The 15,214-nt window shown below is 56.1% G+C and carries 11 protein-coding genes; 8 read left to right on the top strand and 3 right to left on the bottom strand.

The features are described from left to right. Nucleotides 1-108 precede the first annotated feature (108 nt). From FCL49_RS14355 to FCL49_RS14340, 4 genes are all read left to right on the top strand, one after another. Nucleotides 109-1,545 (top strand): circularly permuted type 2 ATP-grasp protein, encoded by a 1,437-nt coding sequence (locus tag FCL49_RS14355; RefSeq protein WP_153858230.1) that lies wholly within the window; start codon nucleotides 109-111, stop codon nucleotides 1,543-1,545. Beyond that, entirely contained in the window at nucleotides 1,539-2,468 is a 930-nt protein-coding gene (locus tag FCL49_RS14350; protein ID WP_174354093.1) for an alpha-E domain-containing protein, read from the top strand. Before FCL49_RS14355 ends, FCL49_RS14350 begins: the two co-directional genes overlap by 7 nt. Continuing rightward, nucleotides 2,465-3,259, top strand: a complete 795-nt coding sequence (locus FCL49_RS14345; protein WP_174354092.1) for a transglutaminase family protein — start codon at nucleotides 2,465-2,467, stop codon at nucleotides 3,257-3,259. The genes FCL49_RS14350 and FCL49_RS14345 overlap by 4 nt, the downstream gene beginning before the upstream one ends. Before the next feature lie 75 nt (nucleotides 3,260-3,334). Continuing rightward, nucleotides 3,335-4,063 (top strand): proteasome-type protease, encoded by a 729-nt coding sequence (locus FCL49_RS14340; protein WP_174354091.1) that lies wholly within the window; start codon nucleotides 3,335-3,337, stop codon nucleotides 4,061-4,063. A gap of 54 nt (nucleotides 4,064-4,117) precedes the next feature. Here the strand turns inward: FCL49_RS14340 and FCL49_RS14335 are convergent, their stop codons facing one another. Further along, nucleotides 4,118-6,511, bottom strand: a complete 2,394-nt coding sequence (locus FCL49_RS14335) for a beta-N-acetylhexosaminidase (protein WP_174354090.1) — start codon at nucleotides 6,509-6,511, stop codon at nucleotides 4,118-4,120. A gap of 156 nt (nucleotides 6,512-6,667) precedes the next feature. Beyond that, a complete protein-coding gene (gene mgtA, locus FCL49_RS14330) occupies nucleotides 6,668-9,376 on the bottom strand; it encodes a magnesium-translocating P-type ATPase (RefSeq protein ID WP_174354089.1) in 2,709 nt (902 codons plus the stop codon). Between the two features lie 544 nt (nucleotides 9,377-9,920). Here mgtA and treR point away from each other — a divergent pair. The 4 genes from treR (at nucleotide 9,921) to FCL49_RS14310 (ending at nucleotide 14,555) form a co-directional block, all read left to right on the top strand. Next, on the top strand, nucleotides 9,921-10,868 hold the full coding sequence (treR, locus tag FCL49_RS14325; RefSeq protein ID WP_135314899.1) for a trehalose operon repressor TreR: 948 nt from the start codon (nucleotides 9,921-9,923) through the stop codon (nucleotides 10,866-10,868). Nucleotides 10,869-11,167: 299 nt separating this feature from the next. Beyond that, nucleotides 11,168-12,304, top strand: coding sequence for a tail fiber domain-containing protein (locus tag FCL49_RS14320; protein WP_174354088.1), 1,137 nt, complete (start codon nucleotides 11,168-11,170; stop codon nucleotides 12,302-12,304). Nucleotides 12,305-12,360: 56 nt separating this feature from the next. Next, nucleotides 12,361-14,292, top strand: coding sequence for an S-type pyocin domain-containing protein (locus FCL49_RS24685; protein WP_368040114.1), 1,932 nt, complete (start codon nucleotides 12,361-12,363; stop codon nucleotides 14,290-14,292). Beyond that, the gene (locus tag FCL49_RS14310; protein WP_174354087.1) at nucleotides 14,289-14,555 is read left to right on the top strand and encodes a colicin immunity domain-containing protein; all 267 of its coding nucleotides are present in this window, start codon (nucleotides 14,289-14,291) and stop codon (nucleotides 14,553-14,555) included. The genes FCL49_RS24685 and FCL49_RS14310 overlap by 4 nt, the downstream gene beginning before the upstream one ends. Nucleotides 14,556-14,651: 96 nt before the next feature. On the opposite strand, the gene FCL49_RS14305 is transcribed toward FCL49_RS14310, so the two are convergent. Continuing rightward, nucleotides 14,652-15,068: an Exc2 family lipoprotein gene (locus FCL49_RS14305; RefSeq protein ID WP_254611089.1), complete on the bottom strand. Its 417-nt coding sequence runs from the start codon at nucleotides 15,066-15,068 to the stop codon at nucleotides 14,652-14,654. Nucleotides 15,069-15,214: the final 146 nt, after the last annotated feature.

The following is a 15,214-nucleotide window of genomic DNA, read 5'->3' as shown; positions in this document are numbered from 1 at the left end:
GCCGTTTCCTGCCGCGACCTGCCGTTTTCGCGCCATTTTCGCCCCTTTATCACCTTGGCACATTTTATGCTGGATCCGTCTACAGCCTGCAATGTCGACGAGGTGACGATGCTAAATATCGATCTGTCCGCTTCACCGTTTTTTGATGAGATGCTTCTGGCTGAGGGTAAACACCGGGGTCATTACGAAGCTTACTGGCATTGGTTGCAACAGGCCGATCACAAGGCCATTCAGCGTAAAAGGGAAGAGGCTGCACTGCTGTTTCATCGGGTGGGAATTACCTTTAACGTTTACGGTGAGGATGACGGTGCCGAACGGCTGATCCCATTCGACAGCGTGCCGCGCATCATTCCCGCCGGCGAATGGGCGATGCTCGATCGCGGCATCCGCCAGCGCGTCCAGGCGCTGAACGCCTTTCTGCACGATATTTACCATCAACAACATATTCTGAAAGCCGGGATCATTCCGGCGGAACAGGTGCTGGCCAACGATCAATATCAACCCTGCATGCAAGGGGTGGATTTGCACCGCAATATTTACGCGCACATTGTCGGCGTGGATATGGTGCGCGGCGGCGATGGCCAGTATTACGTGCTGGAAGACAATCTGCGCACCCCGTCCGGCGTGTCCTACATGCTGGAAAACCGCAAGATGATGATGCGCCTTTACCCGGAGCTGTTCGCCCAACAGCGTATTGCGCCGGTGGAGCGCTACCCGTCGCACCTGCTGCAAACCCTGCGTGAAAGCTCGCCGATTAACGATCCGACCGTGGTGGTGCTGACGCCGGGCCGCTTTAACAGCGCCTATTTCGAGCACAGCTTCCTGGCACAGCAGATGGGGGTTGAGCTGGTGGAAAGCGCTGACCTGTTCGTCAAGGACGGCGCGGTGTTTATGCGCACCACCGCCGGGCCCTGCAAGGTGGACGTGATCTATCGGCGGGTGGACGATGCCTTTCTCGATCCGCTGGCCTTTCGCCCGGACTCGATGCTCGGCGTACCGGGGCTGCTGTCGGTATACCGCACCGGTAACGTGGTGCTGGCCAACGCCATCGGCACCGGCGTGGCCGACGACAAGTCTATCTATCCGTACGTGCCGGAGATGGTGCGCTTCTATCTGCAGGAAGAGCCGATCCTCAACAATGTGCCGACCTGGCAATGCCGTCACAAAAATGAGCTGTCGTACGTGCTGGCGAACCTGGAACAGATGGTAGTGAAAGAGGTTCACGGTGCCGGTGGCTACGGCATGCTGATCGGCCCGGCGGCGACCAAAGATGAAATCGCCCATTTCCGTACCCTGCTGCTGGCCAAGCCCCATAACTACATTGCGCAAAACACGCTGGCGCTGTCGACCTGCCCGACCTTCGTCAACGACGGCCTGGCACCACGGCATATCGATCTGCGGCCGTTTGCCCTCAGCGGTGCGGAAATTCGCCTGGTGCCCGGTGGCCTGACGCGCGTAGCGCTGGCGCAAGGCTCGCTGGTGGTCAACTCGTCGCAAGGCGGGGGAACCAAGGATACCTGGGTGTTGGAGGACGACGCATGCTGAGCCGAACTGCCAGTGAACTCTATTGGATGGCCCGCTATCTGGAGCGGGCAGAAAGCATCGCCCGGGTACTCGACGTCACCAACAAGCTGTCGATGATGCCGATCCGCGACAGCGAAGATCAGGATCTGCAGGTGCCGCTCAATCTGACCAGCACCGGGCAATTGTATGCCGCGGCCTACCCTGACCTGACCATGGCCAATCTGGTCAGTTTTTTTGCCCTCGACAGCCGCAACCACAGCAGCATTTACAGCTGTTTGCAGATGGGATGGAACAACGCTCACGCGGTACGCGGCAGCCTGTCTTCCGAGGTTTGGGAGTGCATTAACTCCACCTGGATCGAGATGAAGCTGATCCGCCGTCAGGGCATTGGCTCGGTGGGTGCCGATGCCTTCTTCGACTGGGTAAAAGAACGCTCACACCTGTTTCGTGGCGCGATGTTCGGCACCCTGCTGCGCAGCGACGCCATGTGCTTTATCCGCCTCGGCACCCTGCTGGAACGGGCCGACAGCACCGCCCGCCTGCTGGGGGTGAAAAACGCGCTGATGGACAGCGACGGCGATCCGGTGCGCGAGTATTACCGCATGGACACGCTGCTGCGGGCAGTCAGCGCGCGCGAGGCCTATCACAGCATCTACAAGCAGCAGCTCAGCCGCGACACCATTGCCGAACTGATGATCCTGCGTAATGAAATCCCGCGCTCCCTGCTGGCCTGCGTCGGCGATATGGTGCAACAGCTGGAGCAGATTGGTGGCAACAGTGCCAATCAACCGCGTCGGCTGGCGCACACGCTGCACGCCGAACTGCGCTTCAGCAGTATGAAAGATCTGAACAACATCGGGCTGAACGACTGGCTGGACGCCTTTCTTGGGCAGATTGGCGGCATTGCGGAGAGCATCCATCACACCTACCTGGAGGCACAATGAAACTCAACATTGAGCACAATACCCATTACACCTACGCCCAGCAGGTGCAGCGCAGCACCCAGTATCTGCGCCTGACACCACAGAATTCCCAGCACCAGCGCGTGATCTCCTGGCAACTGACGCTGCCGGAAGATGCGGTATGCACCACCGATGCCTTCGGTAACGTACTGCACGTGCTGACGCTGGATCACCCACATCAGGCAATCACCATTCAGGCCCACGGCGTGGTGGAGATTGAAGACGGCGTAGAGGATCAGTTGATGGGGCATCTGTCACCGCTGGTATTCCTGCGCCACAGCCCCCTGACACAGCCCGACAGCGCGATCCAGGCCTTTGCCCTGCGCTATTACCAGCCGCAGGCGGTGTTGGACGGGCTGGAAAACCTGATGGGCGAACTGCTGCTGAAAATGCCATACAGCCCGGGATCCACCAGCGTTACCGACAGCGCGGCCCAGGCGTTCGCCACCGGTACCGGCGTCTGTCAGGATCACACCCACGTATTTCTGGCCTGCTGCCGTAGTCTGAATATTCCAGCGCGTTATGTCAGCGGCTACCTTTACAGCGAGGACTCTACCCACGTCGCCACCCATGCCTGGGCGGAAGCCTGGGTCGACGAACGCTGGCACAGTTTTGACGTGACCAACAACACCCGTCTGCCGAATCAGCACCTTAAGCTGGCGGTGGGCATTGACTATCTGGACGCCTGCCCGGTGCGCGGCATGCGGCTGGGCGGCGGCTGCGAGAATATGCAGACCATCGCCGAAGTGCAGATGATGCCCAGCGGGCAATAGCCACTTGCCGAAAGTGAAGGTTTACGGCACGCTGGCATTTGGCGGCGTGCCAGTCTTGTTTTGAGGGAATGTGGAATGACCTATTGTGTGGCCATGCGCTTGTCATCCGGGCTGGTCTTTGCTTCTGATTCACGCACCAATGCCGGAGTGGACCATATTTCTACCTTCCGCAAACTGTACGTGTTCCAGCAGGACGGCGAGCGCTTGCTGGTGCTGCAAAGCGCCGGTAACCTGGCGACCACCCAGAGCATCATCAGTCTGCTGCAGCGCCGCTGCAAAGACGCCGAACGCCCCAATCTGCTCAATGCCCCCAGCCTGTACGAAGCCGCCACGCTGGTGGGCGAAACGGTACGAGAAGTGATCCAACGCGACAGCGAAGCCCAGCAGAGCGGCAGCACCACCGATTTCAGTTGCAGCCTGCTGCTCGGCGGCCAGATCCAGGGCGAAGAGATGCGGCTGTTCCATATCTATCCGCAGGGTAATTTTATCGAAGCCACCCGCGATACACCCTATTTCCAGATTGGCGAAAGCAAATACGGCAAGCCGATTATCGATCGGGTGCTGAACTACGATACCCCGTTGGAACAGGCGATGCAGTGCGCGCTAATCTCCCTCGATTCTACGCTACGCAGTAACCTGTCGGTCGGCCTGCCGCTCGACGTGATGATTTACCCGCGCGACAGTTTCAGCAGCGCACAACAATACCGCATCACCGAAGATCATCCGCATTTCAACGCCATCCGCAAAGGCTGGGGCGAAGGGCTGGTCAGCATTTTCAAACAGTTGCCGCCGCTGCAGCTGTAGGTTTTTGTGAGGGCTCAGCATGCAGAGCCCCTACGCATGCTGAGCCCCTGCACCTCACTCGATCGCGCTGGCACGCAGCAGGGCTTCCAGCGGATAAACCGCCGCAATCACCACTTCGTCGCGAATTTGCGCCGCCGCGTCCAGCTGTTGCTGTATCTGCCCGGCTTCGGCTTTGCTCAAGGGTTTGTTCTGCTGATAACGTTCCAGCAGCATCAGCCCCAGTGCCGACAGCGCCCCGACATCCTGTGCTACCGGCGCCAGATCCTGCATCACCCGATTACCGGCTATCACCGTTTTCACCGGCGCAGTATTCAACTGCCAGCGTTGCAAACGTTCGCGCAGCGCCTGTGCCGCCGCACTGTCATTGCGATCTTTCACCAGGGCCGCGACCTGCCGGCCCATCTCGCGCACTGCGTTGCTTTCCGCCGGCAGAGCGTCGGCAAAGCGATTCAGCGGTTCGAACTGATGGTAATTACCGGCTTTGAATTTCAGATGCTGACGGGTGTAGTACTGGCCCGGCTCCACCGCCTCGGCCAGGGTTTGCAGCGGCGCAATCTGCACGCTGTTCGCCAGCCGGGTGAATTCGCGGGCGGTCTCTGCATGCTGCTGCAAGCCCACCGAGACCACCGACCAGGCGTCAACTGCCGCCAGCCGCCGGTACATGTTGGTTTCATCGGTTACGTCCTGCGCCGACCACAAGCGCTCCGCTACCGCGAACCCGCGCGGCCACAGCTTGAGATCGAGGATCGGCGCCCTGATGTTTTCCGCCCACAGCGCCGCCTCACCGCCAAGAATATTGGCCTGCTGCTTCGCGTCCGGTACCACCGGCATCTTGCCCGCCGGGATCGCCATCAGCTTGCTGCCACTGGTCGGATAACGCACGTTGCCAACCAGCGTATACCCACTGAGCTTATCCTGTTGCAGCGTGAACACCGGGCGCGTCTCGCCCATCCAGGTATCGACGCGGAAGCTCACCTGCTGCGGCGAACGCCAGACGATATCCTGCAACGCACGACGGGATTTGCCGTTGAAGTCGATAAAGCCACGCCACCCCTGCTTCCCTTCAATCAGGGTAAAGCTGCCTTCCACCGCGCTGCCCTTCAGCCGCGGCATGCTGAACTGCCAGCTCTGCGCCTTTTCATCGGCTTGCACCTCGGTGGCGACACCCAGTGGCTGCGGCAGGATCTCGTTGCGATAGTGATAGGCGCTGCTCTGCGGTTGGTCGAGGTAGAAGCCGGTGGACAGAATGCCCTGGTAGCCGTCCTGCGCGCTGGCCCCCAGTGAGTCCTGTCCCTGCCAGGATTGGATCACAATGCTGCGTGGCAATGACGGGTGATAAATCTCATCCCAGCCGACCATCTGTCGCTGGTGCCGTTCGAGGATCTTTTCCAGTTTCTGGTTGAAGTAGGCCTGCAGTGCATGGGTGTCCGCCAACTGATGCTGTTGCATAAAGGCCTGAATGGTTTTCGATTGCTTCCATTGGCTGGCATCCACCTCGTCACCCCCGATATGCAGGTAAGGATCGGGGAAGATCGCCGCCAGTTCGCCAATAATGGCGTCAACAAATTGATAAACTTCATCACGTGTAGGATCAAGCGTTGGCTTATGGACACCCCAGTTGCGCTCCATCTGATACGGCCCCGGCGCGCTCATCAACTCCGGGTAAGCCACGGCAATGCTGGAAGCATGGCCCGGCAGATCGATTTCCGGCACCACCCGGATGCCGCGAGCGGTGGCATAGGCCACCACCTGTTGCATCTGTTCGCGAGTATAAAACTGGCCGTCGCTGGCCTGCTGTTGCAGCTTGGGATAATGCTCAGAAGCAAAGCGCCAGCCCTGATCGTCGGTCAGATGCCAGTGGAACACGTTGAGCTTGGCTGCCGCCATGCCGTCGAGCTGGCGCAGAATATCTGCCAGCGGCAGGAAATGACGCGCCGAATCCAGCAGCACGCCGCGCCAAGGGAAACGCGGCACGTCGCTGATGCTCACCAGCGGCAGGGAGGTGTTCTGGCCGTCGGTCTGCACCAGTTGCAGCAGGGTTTCCATGCCACGCAGTGCGCCGAAACGGGTATTGGCGGTCAGCGTAACGCCATCCTGCCTCACCACCAGTTTATAGCTCTCGTCGCTGCCCGGCAGCGGCTGCGCCGCCACCTTGTCCTTGATGTTCACGTTAATCACCACGCCTGCAGCTTTTACCGCCTGGGGTGCCAGCGTCCAACCGGTTTGCAGCTCAATACGTTGCCGCCAGCGCGACAGCGCATCAGCCAAATCGTCGCCCTGCAGATTAATCGACAAGCGGTGATCCAGCACCAGCCTGCCCGCCGGTTGGGTCAGTTCCACCTGCTGCGGCCAAGGCATCAGCGGCAAATCACCGGCCGGCTGTGCCAATGCACCCAGAGAACACAATAACGATGAAGCCAGTAGCGTATAACGCAGGGATCTGTGCATCAGAAATTCCTCAGAGGAAAAAATATCAATAAAAACAGCAAACGATAATCAAGCTGTAAATAAAGACTGAGCACAGTGCAGATGTCCAACGGTGAGGGTGAAAAGCCGGGTTGGATCACAAATGCCCCTCTTGTGGACGCAAGAGGGGCGCGGGCGTTACTGCCAGCCGTAACGGCGCACAAACCAGCCTTTCACACACTGGGTCAGCACCATATAACCGCCCAGAATCAGCACCAGCCATGGGAAGTAGCCAAGCGGTAGCGCCTGCAGCTGCAGGAAACTGGCCAGCGGCGAGAAGGTCAGGCCGATACCGGTGGCGATCACTAGCAGGGTCATGATGCACAGCGGCCATGAAGGACGGCTCTGGATAAACGGAATTTTGCGCGTGCGGATCATATGCACAATCAGCGTTTGCGACAGCAGCCCTTCAACGAACCAGCCGGACTGGAACAGCGTCTGCATTTCCGGCGTATTGGCTTTAAACACCCACCACATCAGGCTAAAGGTCAGCACGTCAAAGATTGAACTGATCGGCCCAAAGAACACCATAAAACGCCCAATATCGCCGGAGTTCCAGCGCTGTGGCTGGGTTATCTGATCGTCATCGACGTTGTCGAACGGAATGGCGATTTGCGAAATGTCATACATCAGATTCTGGATCAGCAGATGCAGCGGCAACATCGGCAGGAACGGCAAAAAGGCGCTGGCGATCAGCACGCTGAAAACGTTACCGAAGTTGGAACTGGCGGTCATCTTGATGTATTTGAGCATATTGGCGAAGGTGCGACGCCCCTCCATCACCCCCTGCTCCAGCACCATCAGGCTTTTTTCCAGCAGGATAATATCCGCAGCTTCCTTGGCAATATCCACCGCCGAATCTACTGAAATCCCGATATCCGCCGCACGCAGCGCCGGGGCATCGTTAATTCCGTCGCCCATAAAGCCGACCACATGGCCCTGCTGGCGCAGCAGCTTGACGATACGTTCCTTATGCAACGGCGTCAGCTTGGCGAACACCGTGGTACGCGCCGCCGCCTGCGCCAGTTGCTGGTCGTCCATCTGTTCGATCTCACTGCCACGCAGCACATGATCCGCCGCCAGCCCAACGTCTTTACATACCTTGGCCGCCACCAGCTCGTTGTCGCCGGTGAGGATCTTCACCGTGACGCCGCTGTTTTTCAGCGCTGCCAGCGCCGGTGCGGTGCTCTCTTTCGGTGGATCGAGGAAGGCCACATAACCTTCGAGGATCAGATCCGATTCGTCGGCCACGCCGTATTCATAAGCCTGCGCCGGCAGGATCTTGTTGGCCACCGCCACCACCCGCAGCCCCTGCTGGTTGAGATCGTCGGTAACGCGACGAATGCGTGCCAACAGCGCCTCGGTCAGCGGGATCACTTGATCTTCCTGTCGCACATGGCTGCAAATCGCCAGCATCTCTTCCAGAGCGCCCTTGCAGATCAGCTCGTGATACTGCGCGTCTTTGGCCACCACCACCGACATCCGGCGGCGTTCAAAATCAAACGGGATCTCATCCACTTTGTGGTAATGCTGTAACGCATCCGGCTGTTGGCTCTGTTGCGCGCAGCTCAGCACCGCCACGTCGAGCAGGTTTTTCAGCCCGGTCTGGTAGAAGCTGTTCAGCCAGGCGTAATGCAGCACCCGATCGCTGGCCACGCCAAACACGTCGGTGTGGCGCTCCAGCACGATTTTATCCTGGGTCAGGGTGCCGGTTTTGTCGGTGCACAGAATGTCCATGGCGCCAAAGTTCTGAATGGCGTCCAGGCGTTTGACGATCACTTTCTGTTTGGACAGTTTCACCGCCCCTCTGGCCAGGGTAGAAGTGACAATCATCGGCAGCATTTCCGGGGTCAGCCCCACCGCCACCGACAGCGCGAACAGTGCCGCTTCCCACCAGTCACCCTTGGTGTAGCCGTTGATCAGCAGCACAATTGGCGTCATCACCATCATAAAACGGATCAACAACCAACTGACTTTACTGATCCCGCTCTGGAAGGCATTGGGTTGCTGATCCTGACCGATCACGCGCTGCGCCAGTTGGCCGAAATAGGTGTCGCCGCCGGTGCCAATCACCATCGCCAGCGCGGTGCCGCTCACCACGTTGGTGCCCATAAAGCACAGGTTTTGGCATTCCAGCGGATCTTCCACCTGTTCGCGCAGCTCGGCGATTTTCTCCACCGGCAGGGACTCACCGGTCAGCGCCGCCTGGCTGATAAACAGATCTTTTGCCGACAGCACGCGCAGATCCGCCGGGATCATGTCGCCCGCCGCCAGCTTGATGATGTCGCCCGGCACCAGTTGCGAGATCGGCAGCTCCAGATGTTCACTTTTACCGGTCAGTGCGTCACTGCGGATAACCGTGGCGGTGTTGCTGACCATGGCTTTCAGCGCATCCGCCGCCTTGTTGGATCGCGCTTCCTGAATGAAATTCAGCAGCGTGGAGATCACCACCATCAGGGCGATCACCAGTGCGCCGGTCAGATCCTCGGTGGCATAAGAGATCATGCCGAGAGCGGTCAGCAACAGGTTGAACGGATTGCGATAGCAGTGCCACAGGTGCTGCCACCAGGCCTCTTGCTGCTGATCGTCAATTACGTTCTCACCGCAGCGTTCGCGTACCCGCTCCGCCTCATGGGCGGTTATGCCTTCCGGATGGCTTTGGAAACGCAGATAAAGCTCGGTGGTGTTCGCGGCTGCGCATTCCAGCCGCTGCTGTGCCAAACCGGCAGGCAAGCCCTGCGCTTTGCCGCCAAGGCCGTCCAACAGGCTGTCACGGTGCACCAAACGGCGCGGTAAATTGCGGCTGAGCAGGCCCAGCAGCTGACGGGGGATATTTTTCAGTTTCATTTTTTCGCACCTCGTCGCCCAATACCTCCCGGCAGTGGGTGAACACGGGAGCCTCCCCGGCCAAGCTTTCGGACACGCCAAAAAACCTCTGCCGGGGCAGATCCTTACATTTTTATAGCAGCAGGAGCGAACGACGGGCGTGCGCTACCGGTTACCGTTTATTACTTCACCGGTAAAACAGCAGCGCAAAGCGGGCAGGTTTTACCGGATCACCGAGTGGGTGTCTAACGGGGTCGGATCGGGATCCATATAGGTGATAACCTCCGGTAAATGAAAAGAACAAACGACAAGAGCGGCCGTTCAGCGCGGTACGTAAATCCCTGCATTAGCCTATAGCTTTCAAGTTACAGCTAGACGACCAGCTTGCTCATCCCCAGGCGCTTACTCGAGTAAGTAACTGGGGTGAGCAAGTGCAGGTAACAACGCTGCAACTTGAAAGATGACGGATACAGCGCCAAGATCCGTTGCGGAAAATAGGCTATGCTGACGGGCATTCAGCGTAGGCCGCCAGTTTACGCCTTTTAACCTCAATGAAAATTAAACCATGCAAAACCGGCTGACCATCAAGGACATCGCACGCCTGAGCGGCGTAGGTAAATCCACCGTATCACGCGTGCTGAACAACGAAGGCAGCGTGAGCCCGCAGACCCGCGAACGGGTGGAAGCGGTGATCCGTCAGCAGGGGTTCACCCCGTCCAAATCGGCACGCGCCATGCGTGGCCAGAGCGACAAAGTGGTCGGCATTATCGTTTCCCGTCTCGACTCTCCGTCTGAAAACCAGGCGGTACGCACCATGTTGCCGTTGCTGTATCAGCACGGCTTCGACCCGATCGTGATGGAAAGCCAGTTCGAGACCCGGCTGGTGGAAGAGCATTTGCACGTTCTGCAGCAGCGTAATGTCGACGGAGTGATCCTGTTCGGTTTCACCGATCTTACGGCAGCGATGCTCAGCCCGTGGCAGGATAAAATGGTGGTGCTGGCGCGCGAATACGAGGGGTTTTCTTCGGTTTGCTACGACGACGACGGTGCCGTGCGGCTGCTGATGGAACGCCTGCAGCAACAGGGGCACCGGCATATCGGCTACCTGGGGGTGCAACTGTCGGATGCCACCACCGGTATGCGCCGCCACCAGGCCTATCTCGACGCCTGCCGGCAACAGCAGATTACCCCGAGCGTGGCGCTGGGCGAACTGAGCTATCAGAGTGGTTTCCAACTGGCCGCCTCGGTCATCGATGCGCAGACCACCGCGCTGGTGTGCGCCTCCGACACTATCGCCCTGGGTGCGATCAAATACCTGCAACAGCAGCATATTGCCCCGCTGCAAGTGTGCGGTATCGGTAATACCCCGCTGCTAAACTTCCTGTTCCCCGAAACCTTTTCGGTTGATCTGGGCTACGGCACGGCCGGGCTGCAGGCCGCCCAACAGCTGCTGGGCCAGCTCAGCGGCGAACAGGGTATCCGCCAGATCATCGTGCCAAGCCAACTCGCCTGATAACGAGGGGAGTTGTTTAGCTCCCCATATCCTTCAGCCTGAAATCCCCTGTTGATGCTCACACCCAGTGAGCGTCAATTCATCGCTATTTTTGTGCCAGCCACCACGCAACAACCGCTAATCGACCTTCTTCACCCAGCCAAGTAAATTACTGTTTATACACACAGTGCTATCTGTGTGTTTTAGCGGTTTTTCAGCACACGGAATGTGTACCTCCCCAGACCTGCCATTCAGGAGCAACGGAGGGGACCGGACGCTGTTAACCATCAGGAAACAGAATGTCGAAAAGGAAGATAATCATGGCTGAAGAAAAGAAAAATGCTCAGGTGACTAACGGCGTTAATGACGATGTGACTGAGCTGAAATCCCTGACCACCCTGCGTAAACGCATCATCAGTGACGAGGAAATTGTGACCAAGGCAGCAAACGGTTTCCGTCTGGCAAACGGCAATACCGGCGTGATGCTGCGTAACGACGGTAAGGATTTTTACGCCCTGACCACGCCAAGCGGCCAGGCACAGGACGGACTGTGGAACACCCTGCGCCCCTTCTCTTTTAACCTCTCAAGTGGCCGGGTTGCACTTCGTAACGGCGTCGATATCTCCGGCGGCGCTATGGTGTCGCACAATGCCGGTGTTTCCACTGCGACCACCGGCCCAACACCGCTGATCGCAGGGCAAGTCTACTATGCTGCAGACGTCAGTGCCGGTTTCACCAGCGGCAATGTGACCACCACCATGTTGATGGGATCGCGCGTTGTCGCCGGCAAGGAGGATCATGGCTTGCTCTCTTACCGTGACTGGCAGGGGAACTGGAACGAATTACAGGTCAGAGCCAACAGCGAGCTTTCGGTCGGGCAATTAATCAAACGCAATGCCGATGGTTGGATTTGGGCTGCTGGCAATAAAAACGTTAACAATAATGCCGACCGCATTACCAACGGCCTGCATGTACAGGGAGCGGGAAACCTGTCCGCCGACCTATACCACTATGAACGAATCGGCAAACACCACATGCTGGCGCTGCACGTTGCCAATGGAGGCGCTGACGGCTGGTATGAATTCCGCAACGACGGCCATGCGTATACCAACGGTGCCTGGAACAGCAGCTCCGATGTTCGCATGAAAACCGACATCGAAAAAATTGAAGGCGCACTGGAGAAGCTGGGGAAAATTGGCGGTTATACCTACCTGAAACAGGGCGTGCCGGAAGCCGGGGTCATTGCCCAGGAAGTAGAGAATGTATTACCTCAATCCGTCACCACCACCGAACTGAAATTAAATGACGGCAGCGTTTTGAAAGACGCCCGCGGAATTAATATCAATGGCGTGGTCGCCCTTCTGGTCGAAGCGTTAAAGGAAGAGCGTGAGGCCCGGCTTGCGCTGGAATTACGCTTGGTTGCGTTGGAAGAAGCGACTAGCGGTAAACAGGTTTAGCCAACATCGTCGTTTATACACTCGGTGATTTGCTTGTTTTTGAAGAGGAGCTTGATGTGGCTCGATACGAAGATACAACGCAGTTTGAACGTGATGTGATGACCTCTATGGGATATGGGTGGCGTGGCGAGGGTTGGCAGCGAGGCTTCTCTGACAACGAAGGTAATATGCTTGTTGAAGCTTGGGTAGGGGGGCCACCTAAAAAACCAGAGCCCTTGACCAAGGTTTTTGAAAAGATTGCAGATATCAATAAGCCAATCTCTATTCATCCTGAAAATGACGATGTCATACCTTTCGGGGACGAGGCTAAGAAGATCTATCGTGACGACGCAAATAAAGCGATCGATTTAGCCTCTGGTATTACCAGTGATCTTGAAAGGAAAATGCAAGAAACCGATAAGGATATTGCTAATGTCAGTAGTCAATTAACACAACCACAGCATACAGAATTAGAGAAAGCCAGTCTTAATCTGGTGCTCAGTAAATTAAAGGTAAAGCAAGAGCGGTTGAATGTTCTGCGCCATAATGCGAACAAAAGCAGGGCGCATGAAGAATATACCAAATATTATAATGAAGAAATGTTCATGGCATATGATGCTACGTCTTGGAGGAATAATTACAGAAAAGAAAATAGTAAAAAAGCGAAAGAAAAACGTCGAGAAGAACAGCAGCATAAAATAGATGCTGAGACAGCAAGGCAACGTGTGAGTGTTCTTGAGAACGAACAGCGAGAAAAAGAAAATGAAGTCCATCGCCTTAGAGAATTAGAGTTTGCTGCCGAAGAAGCCCGCAAGGCCGAGGAAGCCCGCAGGGCCGAAGAATCCCGCAGGGCCGAGGAAGCCCGAAAAGTTGAAGAGGCAAGGAAAGCGCTGTTTGCCAAAGCGGGTATTTTGGATGCACCGGCTTACCCCCCCGAAAAGCTGAAAGCAGCCAATGCAGCGTTGGCAGCAGCAGGGACAATCGTGCTTAACCGTGCAAGTGGCATGGTGCAGTTATCTACGGTGGCTAACAGCGCCATGACGACAGCCAGCGAGTTGGCAGGCTGGGTATCGAGCTCAGTGTGGCGTGGCGTAGCTGAAGTTTCCCGAATAGCAACAGTCAGCGCTATAGGTCCGACTGTGGGCGCTTTTGTCATCGGCTTCTGGCCGCGGAAAGCTGGCGAGGGTAGTGACATAGTACCTGGACGCAACATAGAGATGTTTGCTGCCCAGGCAAGCCTATTTGCCGCCGGGTACTCCCCTGTCCAACCAGAAATGAACGTGGTCAATTTACCGGTACGCGGTTTTATTGCCATGGGGAACAACGGTCAGCAAGAGGTGATACTGGTTAAAACAGGGGCCGGCGGCGTTTCCGCCAGCGTGCCGGTGCATCGCCCGGTACGTGATAAAGAAACGGGCCTGGACAGAATAGTGTTACCGGCGATGGCCGGGGCACCATCGAGAACCATCCTGATCAATCCGGCACCTGTAAGGCCTACAGCCCCGTCTCATACCGGCAACGACGCCCCGGTGCCAGTGACGCCGGTGCATACCGGCACTGACATAAAGCAGGCAGATAGTATCGTCACCACCAGCTTTCCGGCGAGCGACGTCCCGCAGTTGCAGGATTTCATTTACTGGCAGCCGGACGCCACAGGCAGCGGCGTGGAAGCGATTTATGTGATGCTAAGTGATCCACTTGACTCAGGACGTTTTACTCGTAAACAATTGGACAAGAAATACAAACATGCCATTGATTTTGGTATCAGTGACGCAAAGAAAAATCGTGAAACGTTGGCAAAATTCCGCGATGAGATCAATGCACATTTGGCAGATAAAGAGACCATCGAGAAGGGAACTTATCGAAGGGAAAAGGGATCTAAAGTTTACTTCAATCCCAAAAGCATGAGGGTTGTAATAATCAAAGCCAACGGTGATTTTCTCTCCGGATGGAAAATAAACCCCGATGCAGATAATGGTAGAATCTATTTAGAGACAGGTGATTTATGAACAAAATGGCGATAATTGAATTAGCTAGAAGTTTTTTAGAATCAAAAGTTAATGCGCTTCAGTTCTCTGAGGAAATATGTGTTGAAAGACGTAAGCTATACGGCATTAAAGATCAAGACAAGAATATCTTAAATTGTGGTGAAGAACTATTTATGGTGGCTGAGATTTATAATCCAGATTCAGATCGTGCTGATTATGAACTGGATGAATCTGGGTTGAGAAAAGAAGTAAAAGCGACCCTGGATAAATTTAATCTGCTTTAATCTTCCACCATTTCTAAACAGGATTATTTAAACAAATGCCCAACAAACTATCGTTTATTGGGCATTTTTTATTAATAACGTATTTATCTATACCCCTCAAGGCCGGCCGTCATAGCCATCCCAGTAGGTAGCCACGGCGGAATCCAGCAGGATCTGCCGTTGTTTTTGCGGGTTATCCACTGAATATTCCTGATTGATAAATTTCCCTTTCTTCCCCACGTCGCTAAGGAATTCAGGGCTGCGGAAATAGGCTTCCCGCTGCTGTGCCTGCTGGCGCGTCAATCCCTTGGCCCGATCGGCCTTCCCCATTTGATAGAACTGGTCAAAGAACGGAATAGAGGCTTTTATCGAGTCCGGAATTTGGGTTCGTATTTCTGGAGAAAAATCCTCGCGCGCCATTTGATAAATCGCATGCCGGGCGTGACGTTCCGGGCTGCTTTTTTGGCTGGTACAGGCGCTCAGGAACAGCGCGGTGAAGACAATAAGGATCCGGGGCAATGTCAAAGTCATCATTCTTCCTTGAAAAAAGTGCGTGGTAGTGGCGATCACATAACGTATTGGACTAACGAGTCGCGCTAATTTAAATCAACTTATTGATTGTTAAGGGTGACAGTATAGCCGCCTATGCGCTTGTTCAAGATAATATTTCCGGATGTTTC

Origin of the sequence: Serratia proteamaculans, assembly GCF_013337185.1 — a bacterium.
GTDB classification, from domain to species: Bacteria; Pseudomonadota; Gammaproteobacteria; order Enterobacterales; family Enterobacteriaceae; genus Serratia; species Serratia proteamaculans_D.
Note: the sequence above shows the minus strand (reverse complement) of the source record. Positions and strands in the feature narration are given on the sequence as shown.

What these genes read in the sequence shown, in the direction of transcription:
- FCL49_RS14335 (WP_174354090.1), bottom strand. Translation starts at nt 6,511, where the DNA reads ATGCACAGATCCCTGCGTTATACGCTACTGGCTTCATCGTTATTGTGT.
- mgtA (WP_174354089.1), bottom strand. Translation starts at nt 9,376, where the DNA reads ATGAAACTGAAAAATATCCCCCGTCAGCTGCTGGGCCTGCTCAGCCGC.
- FCL49_RS14355 (WP_153858230.1), top strand. Translation starts at nt 109, where the DNA reads ATGCTAAATATCGATCTGTCCGCTTCACCGTTTTTTGATGAGATGCTT.
- FCL49_RS14340 (WP_174354091.1), top strand. Translation starts at nt 3,335, where the DNA reads ATGACCTATTGTGTGGCCATGCGCTTGTCATCCGGGCTGGTCTTTGCT.
- FCL49_RS14345 (WP_174354092.1), top strand. Translation starts at nt 2,465, where the DNA reads ATGAAACTCAACATTGAGCACAATACCCATTACACCTACGCCCAGCAG.
- treR (WP_135314899.1), top strand. Translation starts at nt 9,921, where the DNA reads ATGCAAAACCGGCTGACCATCAAGGACATCGCACGCCTGAGCGGCGTA.
- FCL49_RS14310 (WP_174354087.1), top strand. Translation starts at nt 14,289, where the DNA reads ATGAACAAAATGGCGATAATTGAATTAGCTAGAAGTTTTTTAGAATCA.
- FCL49_RS14320 (WP_174354088.1), top strand. Translation starts at nt 11,168, where the DNA reads ATGGCTGAAGAAAAGAAAAATGCTCAGGTGACTAACGGCGTTAATGAC.
- FCL49_RS14305 (WP_254611089.1), bottom strand. Translation starts at nt 15,068, where the DNA reads ATGATGACTTTGACATTGCCCCGGATCCTTATTGTCTTCACCGCGCTG.
- FCL49_RS14350 (WP_174354093.1), top strand. Translation starts at nt 1,539, where the DNA reads ATGCTGAGCCGAACTGCCAGTGAACTCTATTGGATGGCCCGCTATCTG.